The sequence below is a fragment of the Kribbella italica genome (genome assembly GCF_014205135.1).
Classification (GTDB): Bacteria; Actinomycetota; Actinomycetes; order Propionibacteriales; family Kribbellaceae; genus Kribbella; species Kribbella italica.
The window spans coordinates 4478973-4497876 of record NZ_JACHMY010000001.1 but is presented as its reverse complement, the minus strand read 5'-3'; the positions used below and the strand labels follow the sequence as shown (position 1 = coordinate 4497876).

Here is an 18904-nt window from a genome sequence, read left to right as displayed (position 1 = left end):
TGGTCCCCTCCCTGGGATCGCTGTACGTCGCTGACGCTACGAACGGACGCTTTTCAGTCGCATCAGGTGGGTCACCTAGTTCTAGACTCCGAAGATGCTGATCGGGCGGGAGGCCGAGCGGCGGGCGATCGAGCGGCTGGTCGCGGGGGCGAGGGTGGGATCCAGCGGGGTGCTGCTGATCACGGGGGAACCGGGGATCGGCAAGACCACCCTTCTCGACCAGGCAGCCGAGCAGTCCGCCGGCCTTCGCCTGCTCCGGGCGCGCGGGACGGAGAACAGGAGGTGCCGTTCGGTGGGTTGCTGCAGTTGCTCCGTCCGGCGTTGGGTGAGTTGGAGCGGATTCCTTCTCCCCAAAGGGCTGCTCTGCAGGCGGCCCTCGCGCTGACCGCACCGGGTGATCCTGCTGGGCGATTCGCTGTCGGCGCCGCGACTCTCAGCCTGTTGTGCCGGTACGCCGAACAAGCGCCGCTGGCGGTCCTGGTCGACGACGCGCAGTGGATCGACCGGCCGTCCGCCGAAGCGCTGGTATTCGCCGCGCGCCGTTTGGTCGCGGATCCGATCGTGCTGCTGGTGGCGGCGCGGGCGGGCGAGTCGCATCCGTTGGCCGAGGCGGACCTTCCCGTACTGCGTCTCGACGGCCTCGGCCTGGACGACGCCCGCGAGCTAATCGGACGTCGTACGGCGGACGTCGCGCAGGTGCACCGCATGGTCGGCGGCAACCCGCTGGCGTTGCTCGAGCTGAATCCCCAGAGCCTGCACAGGATTCGGCCTGGCGCGCCGGTGCCGGTGCCGCGGTTGCTGGCGGAGGCGTTCTCGGCGCAGGCCGACCGGTTGAGCCCGGAGGCCCGGATCGCCTTGCTGGTCGCGGCCTCCGACGACGGCGAGCTGCAACTGGTCGCCGCCGTCTGCGAAGGCCTCGGCGTTGACGTCGCCGTACTGGCCGAGGCCGAGGACGCCGGACTGGTCCGGATCGTCGACGGGCGGGTGGAGTTCCGGCATCCGCTGGTGCGCTCGTCCGTGTACGCCGGTGCTGCGTCGGGTTTGCGGCGTACCGTCCACCAGGCGATCGCCGGCGAGCTGGCCGACCCGGATCGGCAGGTCTGGCACCTGTCCGAAGCCGCGCTGGGCTCGGACGACGAAGTCGCGCGAAGGCTGGAGATCGTCGCCGGGCACGCGGTCGAGCGCGGCGCGCACGCGGTCGCCGCGACCGCGCTGGAGCGGGCCGCGAGGCTGACGGACGACGAGGCCGAGCAAGGCCGCCGACTGGTCGCCGCGGGGGAGGCCGCGTGGTTCGCGGGATTGCCCGGCCGGGCCGAGGAACTGCTGGTCGAAGCGCTGCGCCGGAAGCTCACGCTGGTGGTCGAGATCCGCGCCCAGGAGCTGCGCGGCGACATCGCCGTACGCTGCGGCTCACCTGGCCAGGCCCGCGACATCCTCCTGGCCGCGGCCGAAGCCGCCGACGACCTACCGACCCGGATCAGACTGCTCGGCGACATCGTCAACGCCTGCTTCTACCTCGGTGACACCGACACGGCGCTACGCGTCGCCGAAGACCTCGACGCACTGCTGCCGAGCATCAACCAGCCCGAAGGCCGCTTGCTCGGCCTGCTCGCGAGCGGGGTCGCGCGAGTGCTCGCGGGCAGCGGCGGCAGCGAGCAGATCCGTACGGCGGTCACGCTGTCCGGCAAGGTGAAGCTCGACCGGCGTCACCAGGTGTGGGTGGTGCTCGCGCCGATGTTCCTGCGCGAACGCGAGGGCGGCCGCGAGGTGATCGAGCAGGTCCTGCGCGACAGCCGGGACGGAGTAACCCTCGGCATGCTGCCCGGCGTCCTGTTCCACCTGGCCCGCGACCAGGCGACCACCGATCGCTGGGCCGACGCGGCGACGTCGTACGACGAAGGGATCCGGCTGTCGCGGGAGACCGGTCAGACCACCGAGCTGGCGATCAATCTCGCGGGGCAGGCGTGGTTGTCCGCGCGGCGCGGGCGGGTCGACGACTGCCGCGCGCAGGCGGCCGAGGCGATCGAAATCTGTACGGCGCGGGAGATCCGGCTCGGGTTGGCATGGTCGTCGTACGCGCTGGGGGACCTCGAACTGGGCCGCGGTGACCCCGCCGCTGCGCTGGAGGCATACAACCGGTTGGTTACTACGCTGTCGGACGGCGGGATGCTGGACCCGGATCTTTCGCCGGCGCCTGAGCTGGTGGAGGTGTATCTGCGGCTCGGCCGTCCGGAGGACGCGGCGGTGACGGCTCGTGCTTTCGCCGAGCGGGCTGCCCGCAAGGGGCTGCCGTGGTCGCTCGCGCGGGCCGCGCGAGCGACAGGGCTGGTGGACGACGACGAAGCAGCCTTCGAGCGCGCGCTGCGGCTCCACGCGTTGACTCCCGACCTCTTCGAGACCGCGCGGACGCAGCTTGCCTACGGCTCCTGGCTTCGGCGGGTGCGACGGCGGGTGGACTCGCGGGTTCAGCTGCGGGCGGCGGTCGGGATCTTCGACCAGTTGGGGGCTGGTACTTGGGCTGATCAGGCGGCGGGGGAGTTGAAGGCGACCGGGGAGACGGCTCGGCGGCGGGAGCACAGCAGTGCCGACGACCTGACGCCGCAGGAACGCCAGGTCGCGCAGCTCCTCGCTGGCGGTCACAGCACTCGCGAGGCCGCGGCGAAGCTGTTCCTCAGCCCGAAGACGGTCGAGTACCACCTGCGCAAGGTCTACACGAAGCTCGGCATCCACAGTCGCGCCGAGCTGGCCGAGCAACTCACCGAGACGTGAGCAGCTTCTCCAGGCGGTCGAGCTCGGGCTCCCAGCCCTGCAGGTGGTTGGCGGCGTCGTCGGGGCCGGTGAAACCCGTGTGCAGCAACAGCATCCGGGTGCCTTCGTCGGCCTTGCTCAGTTCGACGCGCACGGTCGACGGCTTGTCGTCGTCCTCGTCCCACTTCCACGTGAAGGCGAGCAGGTGCGGCGGGTCGACCTCCAGGTAGCTGCCGCGGACGACGTACGGGCCCATCTCGACGACGTACGCGCCACCGACCCGGACGTCGGCGTCGACCTTCAGCTCCAGGGCCGGGTTCGGGCAGTACCACTGCGCGAGCAGCTCGGCCCGCGTCCACGCGGCGTACACGTCCTCGAGCCCCGCCTTCAGCACGCGCTCGATCCGGATGTCACTCACCATCGCCGTTCCCCTCCAGAAGGTCCGCCAGCCGGTCGACCGTGCGGTTCCAGGACGTCGTGAGGTCGCCGAGCCAGACCTCCACCTCGGACAGCGCCTCCGGCCGGATCGCGCAGACCACCGTCCGCCCGGCCTTGCGCCGGGTCACCAGCCCGGCGTCGACCAGGATGTGCACGTGCTTGGTGATCGCCGGCGGACTGATCGCGTGCGGCGTCGCGAGCTCGCCCATGGTCGCTTCGCCACGGCTCAGCCGGGTCACGATCGCCAGCCGGGTCGGGTCGGCCAGCGCGGCGAAGGTCGTGGTCAGCACCAGAACACTTCACCATTTGGTGAACTGTTGCGTCAACCCCCAACGCCACGGCTGACAGTCCACCTGTGAACACTGGGTGAATTCAGCCCCAGGGGCCCCGAACCACAGCGTTGGGATTGGGAGCTCTTTGACACCGGATGGCATGCTCGGGGGCGTGACCGAGTTGATGGACGCCGCCCGAGAGCTGCTCAGCATCGCGATGGCGTCCCATTGGCTGCTGCTCATCCTGTTCCTCGCCGCCGCGATCGACGCCGTGTTCCCGGTGATCCCGAGTGAGGGCCTGGTCGTCACCGCCGGGATGGCGGCCGCGGCCGGTCACCAGAACCTGCTGCTCGTGATCGTGCTGGCGATGGCCGGCTCGGTGATCGGCGAGTGCGTCTGCTACTTCATGGGCCGCGGTTCCGGGCCCGCCCTGCGGCGCTGGATGCGCCGGCGAGAGGCCCGGCAGGCGATGTACGACAAGGTCAGCAAGGCGCTGCACACCCGCGGCGGGCTGATCCTGATGACCGTGCGCTACATCCCCGGCGCGCGGATGGTCGCGACGCTGACCGCGGGCGCGACGGCGTACTCGTTCCGCAAGTTCGTGCTGTTCACCGCCGCCGGCGTCACGGTGGCGTACACGTACGTCGCCCTGCTCGGGTACCTGGGCGGCGACGCCTTCGCGCACGACTCGCTGAAGGCGCTCGCGTTCAGCCTGGGCCTGGCCTTCACGATCGGGCTGGTGCTGGAGACGACCCGGCGGGTCGTCGGCCGCCGCAAAGCGGCGAAGGTTGCGGCCGAGTAACGACTAACTGGACGCTTTCGGCCCGGCCGCGTGTCCCGCGCCAACTGGATCGGCCCCTCGTGCGTCAGTAGGTGTATGACGGGGGCCGTGACACCAACACAGTTCTGGGGAACTGTCCAGGTCGTGGTCGAGGCATGCTGAGGCGGCAACGACTGATCGCAGCGACGGCGGTAGTGGCGGCGCTGGCCGCCGGATGCGCGGACACCGCGCCGGAAGGCTCGTCGAGTCCGTCCGGGAAACCACCATCAGGTACGCCGGCGCCGAGCGAGCCCGACCCGTCGACCACGCTGACGCCGGGCGTGAAACCGCCGGCCGCGGCGCCGGTGACCAGGTCCTTCCCGGCCAAGCTGCCGAACGGCAAACCGCCGCTGTTCATCGTCGTCTCCTTCGACGGCGCCGGCGACCTCGCGCTCTGGTCGCACTGGCGCACGGTCGCCAAGCAGGTCGATGCGCGGATGACCTTCTTCCTGTCCGGCCCGTACGTGTACCCCGAGGCGCGCAAGACCGACTACAAACCGCCGTACAAGAAGCCCGGCGCGTCCGACATCGGCTGGGCCGACCCACCCAAGGCGGTCGCGCGGGCGACCGTGCTGCGGCAGGCGATTGCCGAGGGCCACGAGATCGGCACCCACGCGAACGGCCACTTCTGCGGCAAGAACGGGATCGACCGCTGGACCGCGACGCAGTGGAAGGCCGAGCTCGACGCCTTCGACAAGATGGTCAGGACCGGTCCGGCGCTGGCCGCGGGCAAGGCGCTCGCGGCGCCGTTCGACCCGGCCACGGTGAAGGGCATGCGGACACCGTGCCTGGAGGGCAACCGGCCGGCGTACCGGCAGGTGATGCGGCAGCGCGGGATGCTGTACGACGCCTCCGAGCCGGGCTACATCGCCTGGCCGAAGAAGGAGGACGGCGTGTGGGACTTCCCGCTGCAGTCCGTCGACCTCGCCGGGACGCAGAAGAGCACGCTGACGATGGACTACAACCTCTGGTACGCGCAGACTAAGGCCAAGAAGGCGCCGGTCGCGCACGCGCCGAAGCTGAAGGCGCAGGTGCTGGCGACGTACCGGCAGGCGCTCGCGCGGTCGCGGGCCGGGAACAACCCGCCGCTGTTCCTCGGCAACCACTTCAACCGGTGGAACAACAGCGTCTACTCCGACTCGCTGACCACGTTCGTCAAGGAGACCTGCAAACAGCCGGACGTGAAGTGCGTCAGCAACGTCGAGCTGATCGCCTGGCTGACCAAGTACGGCGTGCCGAAAGGCTGAGCCTCACAGCGTGAAGTAGCCGAACGCGGTCTGCCAGGTGCCGCCCGCCCTGATCCGCTCGACGATCAGCCGCTGCAGCGCGGTGTCCTGCGGGAACTCGTCGAGCCGGCCCAGGTCGTGGCTGCGGAACGTGAAGAAGATCGCGCTGTCCTGGGAGTCGTGCGGTTCGCCGTACTGCGTGAAGCGGCGGCCGAAGCGGACCATGTTCGAGTCCTGCGGCAGGTGGTCGAGCAGGTACGGGTCGATCAGCCAGGAACCGAGCGTGACGGTCTTCACCGGGTGTTCGGGGAAGTGCTCGGCGAAGAACGCGCGCGCCTGGTCGATGCTGTCGTCCACGGCCTCCGGCGTCAGCGGGCCGGTCTCGGCGATGTGCACGCCGATCACCCACTCGCCGGGCTCGACGCCGGGCACCGGGTGCGAGTCCGGCACGGGGTGGATCAGGAACTGCAGCCGGCCCAGCGCGTACAGAGCGCCGGTCCAGTACGTCGTGACCCACCAGTGCGTCTCCAGGCCGAACGTGCCGTGCGTCCGCCGGTGCACCTTCAGCTGCTGACCGAGATCGGCCAGGCTGGCCCAGCTGATCTCGTCGCTCACCCCGCGCTCCTGGTGGAAGCGGCGGATGTCCGGCAGGGTCTCCAGGTACGCCGCGAGCGAGACCAGAGGGTCGTCGGGAGCCTCCAACTGACCTTCCACCGGCACACCGCCGATCGCCTTGCGCAGCTGCGCGGCGAACTCGGCCACCTTCACCGGGTCGACGGAAAGCTTCTCGGCGTCGGCCTGGTCCTCGGCACTGAAACCCAGCAGGCGGTACTCCTCAGCGGTGGTCACCGGTCCAGGATGTCAGATCCTCACCACCCGGGCCGGATGCCGGTCAACGTTCTTCGGCCAGGCCCAGGTAGAGGATGCTCGGGTCGGCGGGGTTGAAGGCCAGGCCCGGGATGCCGTCGAAGGTGTTGTGCTGCTTGGTGAGCTCGCCGGTCGAGGTGCGGAAGCGGTAGAGGTCGGCGCCGTAGTTGGCGAACGAGGTGCCGTAGGCGAAGTACAGGAGATCCGGGTCGGCCGGGCTCGGCCAGAGCCTGTTGCCGTTGTAGAGCGTGGCCTGCGACTCGTCCAGCACCGGCCGGAACTTGCGGCCGCCGTCGTCGGACTGCCAGAGGAAACGAGTACTCCGGTCGCGGTCGTAGCCCTCCATCCAGACCCGCCGCGGGTCGGCGGGGGAGATCGCGACGCTGAACGCGTTGACCCGCTCGACCGGCGCGGCCTGGGTCCAGGACCGGCCGCCGTCGAAGGTCGTGTAGACGCCGTCCGACATCACGCCGGCGACGATGTGGTCGGGGTTCGCGGGGTCGATCACCGCGTCGTACACGAACAGGTCGCGCGCCGGGGCCTTGCCGTGGCGCTGCCAGCTCCGGCCGTCGTCGTGGGACGCGAAGACCTGCCCGTCGCCGGCGACGACGGTCAGAACCCCTTGCCCCGCGTGCAGTGCGGCGATCCCGTTGCCTGGCGTCGGACCCTGCACGGTACTGACCCTGGTCCCGTCGACCCGGTGGATCGGCTGGTCGTTCACGCTGTGCACGTACGCCGTACCGCCCGGCCCCGCCGTCACGTCGTACGTGGCGAGGTCGTCCGGCGATTTGTCGATCTGTTGCCAACTGCAACCAGCATCCGCCGACCGCTGGATCGACTGCCGGCCGATCGCGATCAGCACGTTCGGCTCGTCGAGCGTCGCGACCTTGGCGTAGGTGACCCGCTGCAGCTTCCCCTTGGTCGGCGCGAGCCGGGCCCCGTCGTCGGCCGAGAAGGTCACCCCACCGTCGCCGTACACGGTGTCGCACCGCGGCACGGTCCAGAACCACCCGGGCGAGCTGACCGGGATCATGAGCAGGGCGGCAAGTCCGTGGATGAGCATGCGTCAAGATCTACGGGCGGCACGCCGTACGGGCCAGTGCTGACTCTGGCAGACCTACGACATGACGGGAACCGGTCATATCGTGGGGCCGTGGTCGCCTACCTGCGTTTCCCGCCACCGCCCGAGCAGCACGACGTGGTCGAGCACTACTGGATGGTCGAGGGCGAGGGAGTGGCGGACCAGATCCTGATCCCCAATGGACGTCCCGCGCTGGCGATCGCGCTGGGCACTCCGGGCCACCGGCACGACCCGGTGACCGGCAGCACGTGGCTCAACGACGGCTCGCTGTTCGGCGTGATGACGAGACCGCACGTCCTCAGCCAGTCGGGTCCGTCGAGCTACGTCGGCGTCGAGCTGAGGCCGTGGGGCATCGCCGCGCTGACCTCGCAGCAGCTTGTCGACCAGGTGCTACCGATCGACGCATGGGCGGGAGACGGCGCGACCGAGCGGCTCGCGGAACGGCTGCGGGAGGTCGAGTTCGGTCAGGCGCGCGCCGCGACGCTGGCGGACTGGTTGGCTCCTCGCCTCCGGCCGGTCGACTTCGTCGTGGCCGAGCGCGCCGTGCGTTTGATCGAGGACTCCCGCGGAACGCTGCCGGTCGCGACGCTCTCGCGGGCGCTCGACGTCCCGTACAGCACGCTGCACCGGCGGTTCCGCGACCTGGTCGGGGTCGGGCCGAAGCAGTTCGGGGAGATCGTCCGGTTCTTCCACTTCACCGGTGGGCTGCTCGACGGGCCGGCCGACGGCGCCGCGGTGCTGGCCGCGTTGCACGGGTACTACGACCAGGCGCACGCCGCGCGGGACTTCAAGCGGTACACGGGGGTCAGCGCTTCGTCGTTCCGGCGGATGAGCCACGGGATCGCGGCGCTGATGCATGAGAGTTCCGTCCAAGACCCGCCGGGCGGGGAGCAGGCACGCTGACCGCATGGGACGGATCATTCATGTGGAGCTGACCTCGGCCGATCCTCGCCGGGCGGCGGAGTTCTACTGCGCCGCCTTCGGGTGGCAGAGCGAGGCATCGCCTTTCGCCGACGGCTACCTGCTGGCGGCGACCGGCGAAGGGGACGGGATCGACGCGGCGATCATGAGCCGGGATCACCAGGCGCAGGCGGCGATCGTGTGGTTGCGGGTCGACGATCTGGAGGCCAGCCGTACGGCGGTGGTCGCGGCCGGCGGCTCGGTGGTGGGGGAGCCGCAGGAGATCCCCGGTCAGGGATGGGTTGCCTATGTCCGCGACCCCGAAGGCGTGCTGCTCGGCTTGCGCCAACCTGGGTGAGGGTGGCGCAAGCCGAGCCGCGGGTCAGCCCTGGTACTTGGAGTCGATGTAGACCAGTGCGTCGCCGACGGCGCGTTCGGCGCCGCCGGGGTGGTTGACGAGGGCGCCGTTGACGGCCATCGAGGTGGAGCCGCCGCCGTCGAGGTTCATCGCGTCGCGCAGGCCGAGGGCCTTGGCGAGCGCGGCGGACTCGGTCATCGTGGTGCCGACGCTGGTGGTCTGGCGGCCGTCGACGGTGACGAAGACGATCTTGCCGTCCTTGGTGGTGCCGGCCAGCGTCCGCGGGTTGCGGTCGTTGAAGCTGCCGCCGGTCGGCTGCTCGACGACCTTGCCGGCCCGGACGAGCAGGCCGCGCCCGGTCACGCCGTACAGGCTGTCCTTGAGCGCGACCTTCTTGCCGTTCTCGTCCTTCACGGCCAGCGCCGTGGTGACGCACCCGCCGGCGAGCGTCTGGAACAGGTTGATCGTGTCTTGACCGGTGGCCTGGATCGAGGTCTGGCCGGCGCCCAGCGCCGTACCGCGCGTGGTGGCGGTCCGTACGACGCAGCCGCGCTGGTCGAGCACGACCTCGATCCCGGCTCCGGCCGGCGTCGCGGCGGCGAACTCGGGCGTGAACAGCGAGACGTCACCGGGCACGGCGCAGTCGGTCTGCGCGGTCAGCGTCGCGCAGGCGGCGGGGACCACCGGCGGGTGGTTGACGAACTCGAGCGGCAGCTTGGCCTTGGTCTTCTTGTTCGTCACGGTGCCGGTCCAGCTCAGGTGACCGATCAGCGCCTTGCTGGTCTTGGCGTCGATCACGAAGTTCGTCTCGGCCGGGTCGGCCAGCGGCTCGCTCAGCAGCTTGCCGCCGAACAGGCCGAGACCGACCTGCTCGCCCGGGTACAGCTGGCTGGCGGTGAAGGTGAAGAACGACGCGTTCACGCCCGCGAGCGCACCGGCGCCGGTGACCAGCGCGGTGGTCTTCTCGGTCCGGGCCAGGTCCGGCCCGTACGTCGCCTTGACGTAGCCCTTGGCCTTCTTCGGGTCGATCGTCAGCACCTTGATCGACCACGGGCCGCGGGTGGTGGTGTTGATCTGGTCAGCCGGCGCCGGCTCGGTGCCGCGCACGATGCTGGTCAGGGTGACGCCGTCGGTCAGCGTCTGGGCGCTGCGGGTCTCGGTGAGGTCCTGGTCGCCCAGCGGCAGGGTGAGGCTGCCGGCGGCGCCGGCGGCGGCCGGGGCGAGGCTGAGACCGGCGATCGCGGCCAGCAGCACGGCACCGGCCACGGCGGCGCGCGGTCGTCGTACGGAAGAAGTCATGCCTGGACCCAACGCGATCGGGAGGAAACTTTCGCCTGATCTAGTTAACAGGTAAGCAACTTCCGCATGACGCTTTCGGGTGCGTCAGCCCGCGGCGGTGTCGATGTGCCGGGCCAGCACCAGGTCGTCGTCGGTGATCCCGCCGGCGTCGTGGCTGGAGACGCGGAAGGTGATCGTGGTGTAGCGGATGTCGATGTCCGGGTGGTGGTTCATCGACTCGGCCAGCTGCGCGACCGTCGCGACCAGCCGGATCCCGTCCAGGAAGGAGTCCTTCTTGACGCTGCGGACCAGGGCGTTGTCGGCCACCTTCCACTCCGGGAGGTGGTCGCGGATCGCCGCGTCGATCTGGTCATCCGTCAGCAGCTCAGCCATGGCGCACACTCTAGGGCATCGCGCTCAGCCGACCGACGCCCAGAACTTCAGCTGGTGCTCCCGCTCGTAGTCGACCGGCGCGATCGCGTCAGGGGCCAGGGACTGGACGGTGGCCGGGCCGGTGAACTTCGGCCACGACGGGAGGCCGTCGCGGTTCGGGTCGCCGTGGTGGGCGAACGCCGACCAGTAGCCGATGATCTTCTCGGACAAGGCGATCTGCGGCTTGGTCATCGTCTTGTTCTCGCCCGCCGTACGGAACACGTAGCCGACGTCACCGGCGTGCCACGCGCCCGGGTCGAAACCGGGTGGGAACGGGATGTCCAGCGGTGCGTCGCGGTCGGCGAACTCGTAGAACCACAGCGGATTCTTTGCCGAGAGCAACTGGTTCTGCCGGAGCTGGGCCTTCGCCCAGAGCCGGTCGGTGAGCACCGAGGCCCAGGCCAGCGCCGGAGTCTTGTACGCCGACAGCGGGTACTGCGCCGCGATCCTGGTCGCGGCCGGCCCGAACGCCGTCCGCAGCAGTTCCGGGTAGTTGGCCTTCGTCACCGGGCTGCCCGCGAGCTCTCGGAAGAACGCGACGAAGGTCGTGTGCTCGTCCCGCGTCGTCCCCGCGATCACCGGGACGTCGGCGAACTGCCGGGCCTCCAGCGCGCGGACCGGATCCGGCGGCAGCTCGTCGTTGCCGAGGGCGTACGGCTGGAAGATGTTCATCACCTGCGGTACGGCGAGCAGCTTGGCCACCGGCACCTTGCGCAGGCAGTCGAGCGCGGTCGCCGGGTCCTTGCAGCCGAGCTGGTTCGCGACCACCTGGCCCTGCGTCTGTGCGTCCTTGGTCGTCGTCCAGCCGTACCAGGGCAGGGCCGGGATGCCCGGGTACGTCGAGCCGGCGGGCATGTCCATCACGGTGAACGCGCTCTGCAGGATCGCCCGGTGGAAGAGCCCACGCGACTTCTCCGCGAGCAGGTGCGCACCGGTCGACGTCGCGCCGTACGAGACACCGAACAGCGTCACGTTGCCCGGGTCGCCGCCGAACGCGGCCGCGTTGCGCTGCACCCACTCGAGCGCGGCGCGCTGGTCCTGCAGGCCGATCGTGCCGGAGCCCGGCATCTCGGGCAGGCCGAAGCCGCCGAAGACCCCGAGCCGGAAGTTGAAGGTCACCACGACCACGTCGCCGTCGACCACGAGCCGCTCGGGGTCGAACTGGTCGCCGGAGCCGATCGCGCCGTCGCCGTGGATCCAGACCATCACCGGTTTGCGCTGCTCGGGACCGGCCGTCCTCGGCGTCGTGACGTTGAGGACCAGGCAGTCCTCGGTGGTGCTGCCGAGGTCGGCGATCGCGTTCTTGGTCTGAGGGCAGCGGTTGCCGGGCTTCGTCGCTGGGCGGACGCCGGTCCACGGCTGTGCGGGAGCCGGTGGCTTCCAGCGCAGCGGGCCGACGGGCGGTGCGGCGTACGGGATGCCCTGGAAGACGCGGCGGTCCTTCAGGACCGTGCCGCTGACCGCGCCGGTGTCGGTGCGCACGACCGGGCCTGGCGGTTCAGCGGCCTTCGGCGCGGACTTTTCGTTGCAACCAGCAACGAGCGCGAGGGTGAGGACGAGGGGGACGAGTAGGGCGGCGCGTCGGGTCATCGGTCAGGCCTTCCGGGTGGCGAGGTCGACGAGCGTGGTGAACTCGCGGGCTGCGGCGGTCAGGTCGAGGTCCGGTTCGAGGTCGAGCTGACGGATCAGGCCGTCGCGGATCGACAGGATGGAGACGGCGACCAGATGCGCGTCGAAGTCGCGCATCACGCCCGACCGCTGACCGTCGCGCAGGACGTCGGCGAGCTGCGTCTGGTCGGCGCGGGCCAGCGCGACCGGCGCGAGCTCCTGCTTGATCCGGACCAGCGTGGACGCGTGGCTGCGATGGGTGCGGAGGAACTCGAGGTTGGCCTCCACGAACCCGCGCAGCACGGCGGCCGGCTCCTCGATGCCCTCGGTCCGCGCGAGCACGAACTCGCCGAACCGGGCGAGGATCTCCCGGCCGACCTCCTCGACCAGCTCCTGCTTGCCGGCGAAGTGGTACGAGATCAGCCCGGTGCTGCTCAGGCCGGCCTCCTGCGCGATCACCTTGAACGACGCCTGGGCGGCGCCGTCGCGGGCGATCACCTCGATCGCCGCCGCGACGATCTGGGCCCGGCGGGCCTGCTCGGTCAGGCTTCGTTTTGCTCGCATGAGCAAATATTAGCTTACCCGAGCAAATCCGGCGTTCGAGGCTGGATGCGGGCCGAGGTGAGCAGCGCGAGCAGGGCCAGTACGGCGGACGAGGTGATGATGGCGCCGAAGACCCAGCCGGTGGGGTGGTCGGCGTTGACCGCGAGCAGCGTGCCGAAGAGGGCGAACACCGCGGCGATGCTCATCGTGCCGGCCATCTGGGCGCTGCTGCTGTTGCGGCCCGAGTTGGTGGCGTCGGACAGGTCGAGGGTGAGGACCGAGACGCTGGAGGAGTTGAGGCCCATGCCGACCCCGGCGAACGACCAGCAGATCAGGCCGAGCCACGTGTTGCCGGTCCAGGCGAGCAACGACGTACCGGCGATGCCAACGGTCATCAGGGCCAGGCCGGCACGGAGGACGGTGAGGCGCTGAAGTCCGTGGTCGCGGCCTTGCAGCCAGGAGCCGAGGGCCCAGCTGACGCCGGTGATGGACAGCGTGACGCCGGCCTTGGACGGGCTGAACTCGTGGAGGACGGTGAGGAGGAGCGGGAGGTAGGCGCCTGCGCCGGCGAAGGCGGCACCGCCGAGGCCGCGGACGGCGACCACGGCGGGGAAGCCGCGGCGGGCGGTGAAGGTGCCGGCCGGCATTACGCGGACGGCGGCGACGGCGAGGACCGCCAGGCTGATCGGGATCGTGATCCAGGCGGCCGCCGGGTGGCCCTCGAGCTGGTCGCCGGCCCAGGTGAGGGTGAAGAGCGCGACCGAGGCAGCGAGTGCCCAAGGCAACAAAGTTCGCTGGGCGGCCAGGGCTTCCCGGTCTTTGGGGTCGGACGTGGGCCGGCCGGTGAGACGGAGGGCCGGGCGCAGGCAGAGCCAGCTCGGGACCAGCAGCAGCAACGCGCCGAGGAACACCCAGCGCCAGCCCACCTGCTCGGTGACCAGGCCGGTCAGCACTGGGCCGACCACGGACGGCAGGATCCACATCGCCGCGAACAGCGAGAACATCCGTGGCCGCAGGACGGCGGGAAGGGCCCGGGCGACCAGGACCATCAGCGCGACGTCCAGCAGTCCTTCGGCGAAGCCGCTCAGCAGCCGGCCGCCGATCACCATCGGCATCGACTGCGCCGTACCGACCAGCAGCTGGGCCAGCGCGAACGTGATTGCTCCGGCGCGCAACGCGGCGACCGGTCCACGCCGGTCCGCCCACAGTCCGGCGAGCGCGAGCGACACCAGGTACGACGCGTTGGGGGCGGCGTTGGCCAGGCCGAAACTGCCGAGCGCGTCGAACTCCCGGACCATCGTCGGCAGCGCCGTACCGACCGCGCGGTTCTCGAACGCGGCGAGGGTGACCAGACCGACCACGCCGAGCACGAGGGCGAGGTGCTCGCGGCCGAACAGGCGGGGCGGGGCGGCGTGAACCTGAGACATGCGCTTCATCCTCACGGTTCAAGCGCGCTTGAGGTCAACCGCTGCGGCGGGCGTCGGGGAGACGGAAGATCAGGACGAGAACGCGCAGCACGAGGACAGCGCAGATCACCAGCAGGTTGTAGCCGAAGAGCTGGAACAGCGTCATCGTGTCGGTGACCCGCGGCCCGCCCGGCGTACCGAGCAGCAGGACGGCCATCACGCCGGCCGTCGCGCCGAGGATCGCGAGCAGGGCCTGGTGCAGCATCGCGGTGAAGTGCCGCCGGTCGCGTTCGTCGGCGAAGAGCCGGACGTTGAGGCCGAGCCGCCCGGACTCGGCCGCGGCGGCGATCCGGTCGATCCTTCGCGGGAGCCTGCGCAGCATCGGCAGGAGGGTGGCGAGTTCTTCGGTCGCCGTACGGCGTAAGGCGTCGGGCGCGAGCCGATCGGTCACGTGCGCGGCGGCGAACCGGCGGGACGCCGCGATCAGGTCGAAACCGGGCGACAGCCGCGCGATGGTGCCCTCGATCGTCGCGAGCGCGCGGAAGACCGCGGCCACCTCGGGCGGAACGCCGAGACCGTGCGCGGTGATGATGCGGAACAGGTCGTTGAACATCGCCGGCCCGAGCGCGGCACCGGCGCCGAGGTGGCGGGCCATGAACTGACCGACCGCGCGTTCCAGGGCCTGCTCGTCGACGACCTCGGGGCGGTTGACGATCTCGAGCAGCGCGTCCGTCGCGGCGACCGGGTCGCCGTGGTCGACGCCGAGCAGGAAGCGCTGCAGGGCCTCGCGGGTGGACGGGTCGAGGCGGCCGACCGACCCGAGGTCGAGCATGCCGAGCCGGCCGTCGGTGAGCAGCAGGAAGTTGCCCGGGTGCGGATCCGCGTGGAACACCCCGTCGATCGCGACCTGGCTCAGCAGGCAGTCGAAGAGGGTCTTGGCGAGCTGCGCGGCGTCCTGGCCACGCTCCGCCAGTACGGCGGCCGCGTTCCCCAGGCCGACGCCGTCGAGGTGCTGCATGGTGAGGACGCGGTGGGTGGACAGGCGTGGGTAGAGCTCCGGTACGACGACGTCGGCGTTGGCGACGACCGCCCGGCCGGCGGCGACGGTCGTCATGTTGCCGGCCTCGACGGTGAAGTCCAGCTCCTCCAGCATCGCGTCGGCGAACCCCTCGGCGAGCGCGCGAACGCCCATCGAGCGGCCCCAGTCGGTGTTGCGCTCGAGCATCCGGGCCAGGCGGCGGACGATGTCGAGGTCGCGCTGGACCAGGGCGGTGATGCCCGGGCGCTGGACCTTCACGACGACCGCCGTACCGGTGTCTGCGAGGCGGGCTGTGTAGACCTGCGCGACGGAGGCGGCGGCGAGCGGCTCGGTGCTGAAGTCCTGGAAGATCTGCTGGGGATGGGCGCCGAGCTCTTCGGTGAGAGCCTGCTCGATCTCGGGCCAGGGAGCGGGGGAGACCTGGTCCTGGAGGCGGCTGAGCTCGTTGGCGACCGACGCGGGGATCACGTCGCTGCGGGTCGAGAGGACCTGACCGAGCTTGACGAACGTGACGCCGGCTTCGTCGAGGGCGAGGCGCAGCGAGCGGGCCAGGTCGGCCTGGCCGGCGGCGTCCTCGCGGCCGGGGCGACGACGGCCGCGCAGGTACGGGCCGAGACCGCGGCGTACGGCGATGCGGAGGATCTGCAGGTAGCGACGGGTGCGGGCGATCCGTCCGCCGACGTCCCGGCGCAGGTCGCGGACACGGGGGAGCGAGCCGGTCGGGACGAGGGCCTCGGACAGGACGAGGAAGATCAGGCCGGCCAGCATCGAGCAGAGCGCGGTGAGCCCGAGGTACGCCGCGGCGGCGCCGTTCGAGCCGGTCCAGGGCAGCGGGCCGACCAGGGCGTTCATCAACGGACTGAAGATCAGCAGGGTGAGCAGGGCCCCGATCGCCATCCGCCCCAGCCCGAACCGCACCCCGAGCAGCCGCTGCGACACCGGCACGAAGATCACCATGAAGATGACGAGATTGACCAGCCCGATCAGCAGAACGTCCATGCCGAGCACCCTAGAAGACAGAACGTGGCGAATGTCTCACCCACACAGGTGAGCTGCCTCCCCCACAGGAGTGAGCAGCCCCCGAGCCCTACGGGCTCGGCGTCGGGGGAGGACGACGGGGAAACGGAGCGGGAGGCGGAGCGGCGGGATCGTGAGCGAGCGCAGCGAAGCGTTCGGGCGGCACTACTTCTCCACCCCCAAACCCAGAAACCCCCGGGCCGCGCAGCGGGCCGGGGGTTTCTGGGTTTGCTCAGGTCAGCTGGGGCGGCGGCGGATCTTGTTGCCGAGCCAGACGATCGGGTCGTACTTGCGGTCGGCGACGCGCTCCTTCATCGGGATCAGCGCGTTGTCGGTGATCTTGATGTGCTCGGGGCACACCTCGGTGCAGCACTTGGTGATGTTGCAGAAGCCGAGACCGTGCTGGTCCTGGGCCTCGTGCTGGCGGTCGGCCGCGTCCAGCGGGTGCATGTCCAGCTCGGCGATCCGCATCAGGAAACGCGGGCCCGAGAAGGACTCCTTGTTCTCCTCGTGGTCGCGGATCACGTGGCAGGTGTCCTGGCACAGGAAGCACTCGATGCACTTGCGGAACTCCTGCGACCGCTCGACGTCGACCTGCTGCATCCGGTACTCACCGGGCTTGAGGTCGGCCGGCGGCGTGAAGGACGGGATCTCCCGCGCCTTGGTGTAGTTGAACGACACGTCGGTGACCAGGTCGCGGATCACCGGGAAGGTGCGCATCGGCGTGACCGTGACGGTCTCGCCCTCCTCGAACGTGTTCATCCGGCACATGCACATCAGCTTCGGCTTGCCGTTGATCTCGGCCGAGCACGAGCCGCACTTGCCCGCCTTGCAGTTCCACCGGACCGCGAGATCCGGCGTCTGCGTGGCCTGCAGACGGTGGATGACGTCGAGCACGACCTCACCCTCGTTGACGTCGACCTCGTAGTCCTGCAGCTCGCCGCCTTCACCATCCCCGCGCCAGACGCGGAACTTGCCTTTGTAGGTCATGCCGGCAGCTCCTCCTCGGTCAGGTACTTCGACAGCTCGTCCCGCTCGAACAGCTCGAGCAGGTCGTCCCGCATCGGGACCTGGTCCTTCTTCGTGAGGTCGACGCTGCCGTCGGCGTTCAGCCGGCAGACCAGCAGCAGCTTGCGCCACTCGGCGTTCATGCCGGGGAAGTCGTCGCGGGTGTGACCGCCGCGGGACTCCTGCCGGTCCAGCGCCGCCTTGGCCACGCACTCCGACACGGTCAGCATGTTGCGCAGGTCCAGCGCGAGGTGCCAGCCGGGGTTGAACTGCCGGTGCCCCTCGACGGTCATCTTCGCGATCCGGCCGCGGAACTCGGCCAGCCGCGCCAGCGCCTGCTCCATCTCCTCGGCCTTGCGGATGATGCCGACCAGGTCGTTCATCGACTGCTGCAGTTCCTGGTGGATGGTGTACGGGTTCTCCCCACCCTCCAGCTCGAACGGCGCCAGCGCCTCGGCCGCCGCCGTGTCGATGTCGGCCTCGGAGATCTTCGGCCGGTCGTCCCCGAGCGAGTCCAGGTAGATCGCGGCGCCCATCCCGGCCCGCCGGCCGAACACCAGCAGGTCGGACAGCGAGTTGCCGCCCAGCCGGTTCGACCCGTGCATGCCACCGGCAACCTCACCGGCCGCGAACAGTCCCGGTACGACGGACGACGCGGTGTCGGGGTCGACCTCGACGCCACCCATCACGTAGTGGCAGGTCGGCCCGACCTCCATCGGCTCGGCGGTGATGTCGACGTCGGCCAGTTCCTTGAACTGGTGGTGCATCGACGGCAGCCGCCGGGTGATCTCCTCGGCCGGCAGCCGGGTCGACACGTCCAGGAAGACACCGCCGTGCGGCGTACCGCGCCCGGCCTTGACCTCGGAGTTGATCGCCCGGGCGACCTCGTCGCGGGGCAGCAGCTCCGGTGGGCGCCGGTTGTTGTCGGCGTCCTTGTACCAGCGGTCGGCCTCTTCCTCGGTGTCCGCGTACTGCGCCCGGAACACGTCCGGCACGTAGTCGAACATGAACCGCTTGCCCTCGGAGTTGCGCAGCACCCCGCCGTCACCACGGACCGACTCGGTGACCAGGATGCCCTTCACCGACGGCGGCCAGACCATGCCGGTCGGGTGGAACTGGATGAACTCCATGTTGATCAGCGTCGCGCCGGCCCGCATCGCCAGGGCGTGGCCGTCCCCGGTGTACTCCCAGGAGTTCGAGGTGACCTTGAACGACTTGCCGACGCCGCCGGTGGCCAGGATGACGGCCGGTGCGTCGAACAGGATGAAGCGGCCCGACTCACGCCAGTAGCCGAAGGCACCGGAGATCGCGTCGCCGTCCTTCAGCAGCTCGGTGACCGTGCACTCGGCGTACACCTTGAGGTTGGCCTCGTAGTCGCCGGTGGCCTGGAAGTCCTCCTGCTGCAGGGAAACGATCTTCTGCTGCAGGGTGCGGATCAGCTCCAGCCCGGTCCGGTCGCCGACGTGCGCGAGCCGCGGGTAGGAGTGACCACCGAAGTTGCGCTGGCTGATCCGGCCGTCCGGCGTCCGGTCGAACAGCGCGCCGTACGTCTCCAGCTCCCAGACCCGGTCGGGGGCTTCCTGCGCGTGCAGCTCGGCCATCCGCCAGTTGTTCAGGAACTTCCCGCCGCGCATCGTGTCGCGGTAGTGGACCTGCCAGTTGTCGTTGGAGTTCGCGTTGCCCATCGCCGCCGCGCAGCCGCCCTCGGCCATCACGGTGTGCGCCTTGCCGAACAGCGACTTGCACACGATCGCGGTGCGCTTGCCCTGCTCGCGGGCCTCGATCGCCGCGCGGAGTCCGGCGCCGCCGGCCCCGATGACGATCACGTCGTACTGGTGTCGTTCCAGCTCAGTCATAAGTAGC

At 70.2% G+C, this 18904-nt stretch carries 18 protein-coding genes; 6 read left to right on the top strand and 12 right to left on the bottom strand.

From position 1 onward, the window contains the following. The first annotated feature begins 154 nt into the window (after positions 1 to 154). Both HDA39_RS41850 and HDA39_RS43780 read left to right on the top strand, forming a co-directional pair. Entirely contained in the window at positions 155 to 385 is a 231-nt protein-coding gene (locus tag HDA39_RS41850) for a hypothetical protein (protein ID WP_337926131.1), read from the top strand. Then, complete coding sequence (locus HDA39_RS43780; RefSeq protein WP_337925825.1) at positions 283 to 2769, top strand: helix-turn-helix transcriptional regulator; 2487 nt, start codon at positions 283 to 285, stop codon at positions 2767 to 2769. Before HDA39_RS41850 ends, HDA39_RS43780 begins: the two co-directional genes overlap by 103 nt. On the opposite strand, the gene HDA39_RS20725 is transcribed toward HDA39_RS43780, so the two are convergent. After that, on the bottom strand, positions 2756 to 3169 hold the full coding sequence (locus HDA39_RS20725) for an SRPBCC family protein (protein WP_184797468.1): 414 nt from the start codon (positions 3167 to 3169) through the stop codon (positions 2756 to 2758). The two genes, HDA39_RS43780 and HDA39_RS20725, sit on opposite strands and share 14 nt — an antisense overlap. Beyond that, complete coding sequence (locus tag HDA39_RS20720; RefSeq protein ID WP_184797466.1) at positions 3159 to 3476, bottom strand: metalloregulator ArsR/SmtB family transcription factor; 318 nt, start codon at positions 3474 to 3476, stop codon at positions 3159 to 3161. Before HDA39_RS20720 ends, HDA39_RS20725 begins: the two co-directional genes overlap by 11 nt. A 154-nt stretch (positions 3477 to 3630) precedes the next feature. Between HDA39_RS20720 and HDA39_RS20715 the strand changes: the two genes are divergently transcribed. Beyond that, the gene (locus HDA39_RS20715) at positions 3631 to 4260 is read left to right on the top strand and encodes a DedA family protein (RefSeq protein WP_337925824.1); all 630 of its coding nucleotides are present in this window, start codon (positions 3631 to 3633) and stop codon (positions 4258 to 4260) included. A 134-nt stretch (positions 4261 to 4394) separates the two neighbouring features. Next, entirely contained in the window at positions 4395 to 5525 is a 1131-nt protein-coding gene (locus tag HDA39_RS20710; protein WP_184797463.1) for a polysaccharide deacetylase family protein, read from the top strand. 3 nt (positions 5526 to 5528) lie between these two features. Here the strand turns inward: HDA39_RS20710 and HDA39_RS43775 are convergent, their stop codons facing one another. Together HDA39_RS43775 and HDA39_RS20700 are read right to left on the bottom strand one after the other, a co-directional pair. Further along, positions 5529 to 6353, bottom strand: a complete 825-nt coding sequence (locus HDA39_RS43775) for an acyltransferase domain-containing protein (RefSeq protein ID WP_184797461.1) — start codon at positions 6351 to 6353, stop codon at positions 5529 to 5531. 43 nt (positions 6354 to 6396) lie between these two features. After that, complete coding sequence (locus HDA39_RS20700; protein WP_184797459.1) at positions 6397 to 7434, bottom strand: WD40/YVTN/BNR-like repeat-containing protein; 1038 nt, start codon at positions 7432 to 7434, stop codon at positions 6397 to 6399. 90 nt (positions 7435 to 7524) lie between these two features. Here HDA39_RS20700 and HDA39_RS20695 point away from each other — a divergent pair, with 90 nt between their 5' ends. Both HDA39_RS20695 and HDA39_RS20690 read left to right on the top strand, forming a co-directional pair. Next, positions 7525 to 8355 (top strand): helix-turn-helix domain-containing protein, encoded by an 831-nt coding sequence (locus HDA39_RS20695; RefSeq protein WP_184797457.1) that lies wholly within the window; start codon positions 7525 to 7527, stop codon positions 8353 to 8355. 4 nt (positions 8356 to 8359) lie between these two features. After that, on the top strand, positions 8360 to 8710 hold the full coding sequence (locus HDA39_RS20690; protein ID WP_184797455.1) for a VOC family protein: 351 nt from the start codon (positions 8360 to 8362) through the stop codon (positions 8708 to 8710). Between the two features lie 24 nt (positions 8711 to 8734). Here the strand turns inward: HDA39_RS20690 and HDA39_RS20685 are convergent, their stop codons facing one another. The 8 genes from HDA39_RS20685 to HDA39_RS20650 all read right to left on the bottom strand — a co-directional run bounded on the left by HDA39_RS20685 (position 8735) and on the right by HDA39_RS20650 (position 18897). Beyond that, entirely contained in the window at positions 8735 to 10009 is a 1275-nt protein-coding gene (locus HDA39_RS20685; protein WP_202893072.1) for a phosphodiester glycosidase family protein, read from the bottom strand. Between the two features lie 84 nt (positions 10010 to 10093). Continuing rightward, positions 10094 to 10381, bottom strand: a complete 288-nt coding sequence (locus tag HDA39_RS20680) for a 4a-hydroxytetrahydrobiopterin dehydratase (RefSeq protein WP_184797453.1) — start codon at positions 10379 to 10381, stop codon at positions 10094 to 10096. A gap of 24 nt (positions 10382 to 10405) precedes the next feature. Next, entirely contained in the window at positions 10406 to 12010 is a 1605-nt protein-coding gene (locus HDA39_RS20675; RefSeq protein WP_184797451.1) for a carboxylesterase/lipase family protein, read from the bottom strand. A gap of 3 nt (positions 12011 to 12013) precedes the next feature. Further along, the gene (locus HDA39_RS20670; RefSeq protein ID WP_184797449.1) at positions 12014 to 12592 is read right to left on the bottom strand and encodes a TetR family transcriptional regulator; all 579 of its coding nucleotides are present in this window, start codon (positions 12590 to 12592) and stop codon (positions 12014 to 12016) included. A gap of 14 nt (positions 12593 to 12606) precedes the next feature. Continuing rightward, entirely contained in the window at positions 12607 to 13998 is a 1392-nt protein-coding gene (locus HDA39_RS20665; RefSeq protein ID WP_184797447.1) for an MFS transporter, read from the bottom strand. A 34-nt stretch (positions 13999 to 14032) separates the two neighbouring features. Then, positions 14033 to 16015, bottom strand: a complete 1983-nt coding sequence (locus tag HDA39_RS20660; protein ID WP_184797445.1) for an ABC1 kinase family protein — start codon at positions 16013 to 16015, stop codon at positions 14033 to 14035. A 255-nt stretch (positions 16016 to 16270) separates the two neighbouring features. Continuing rightward, positions 16271 to 17023 carry a succinate dehydrogenase/fumarate reductase iron-sulfur subunit gene (locus HDA39_RS20655; RefSeq protein WP_184797443.1) on the bottom strand — a complete coding sequence of 251 codons (753 nt, stop codon included), beginning with the start codon at positions 17021 to 17023 and terminating at the stop codon, positions 16271 to 16273. Further along, positions 17020 to 18897 carry a fumarate reductase/succinate dehydrogenase flavoprotein subunit gene (locus HDA39_RS20650; protein ID WP_184797441.1) on the bottom strand — a complete coding sequence of 626 codons (1878 nt, stop codon included), beginning with the start codon at positions 18895 to 18897 and terminating at the stop codon, positions 17020 to 17022. Before HDA39_RS20650 ends, HDA39_RS20655 begins: the two co-directional genes overlap by 4 nt. Between the last annotated feature and the right edge of the window lie 7 nt (positions 18898 to 18904).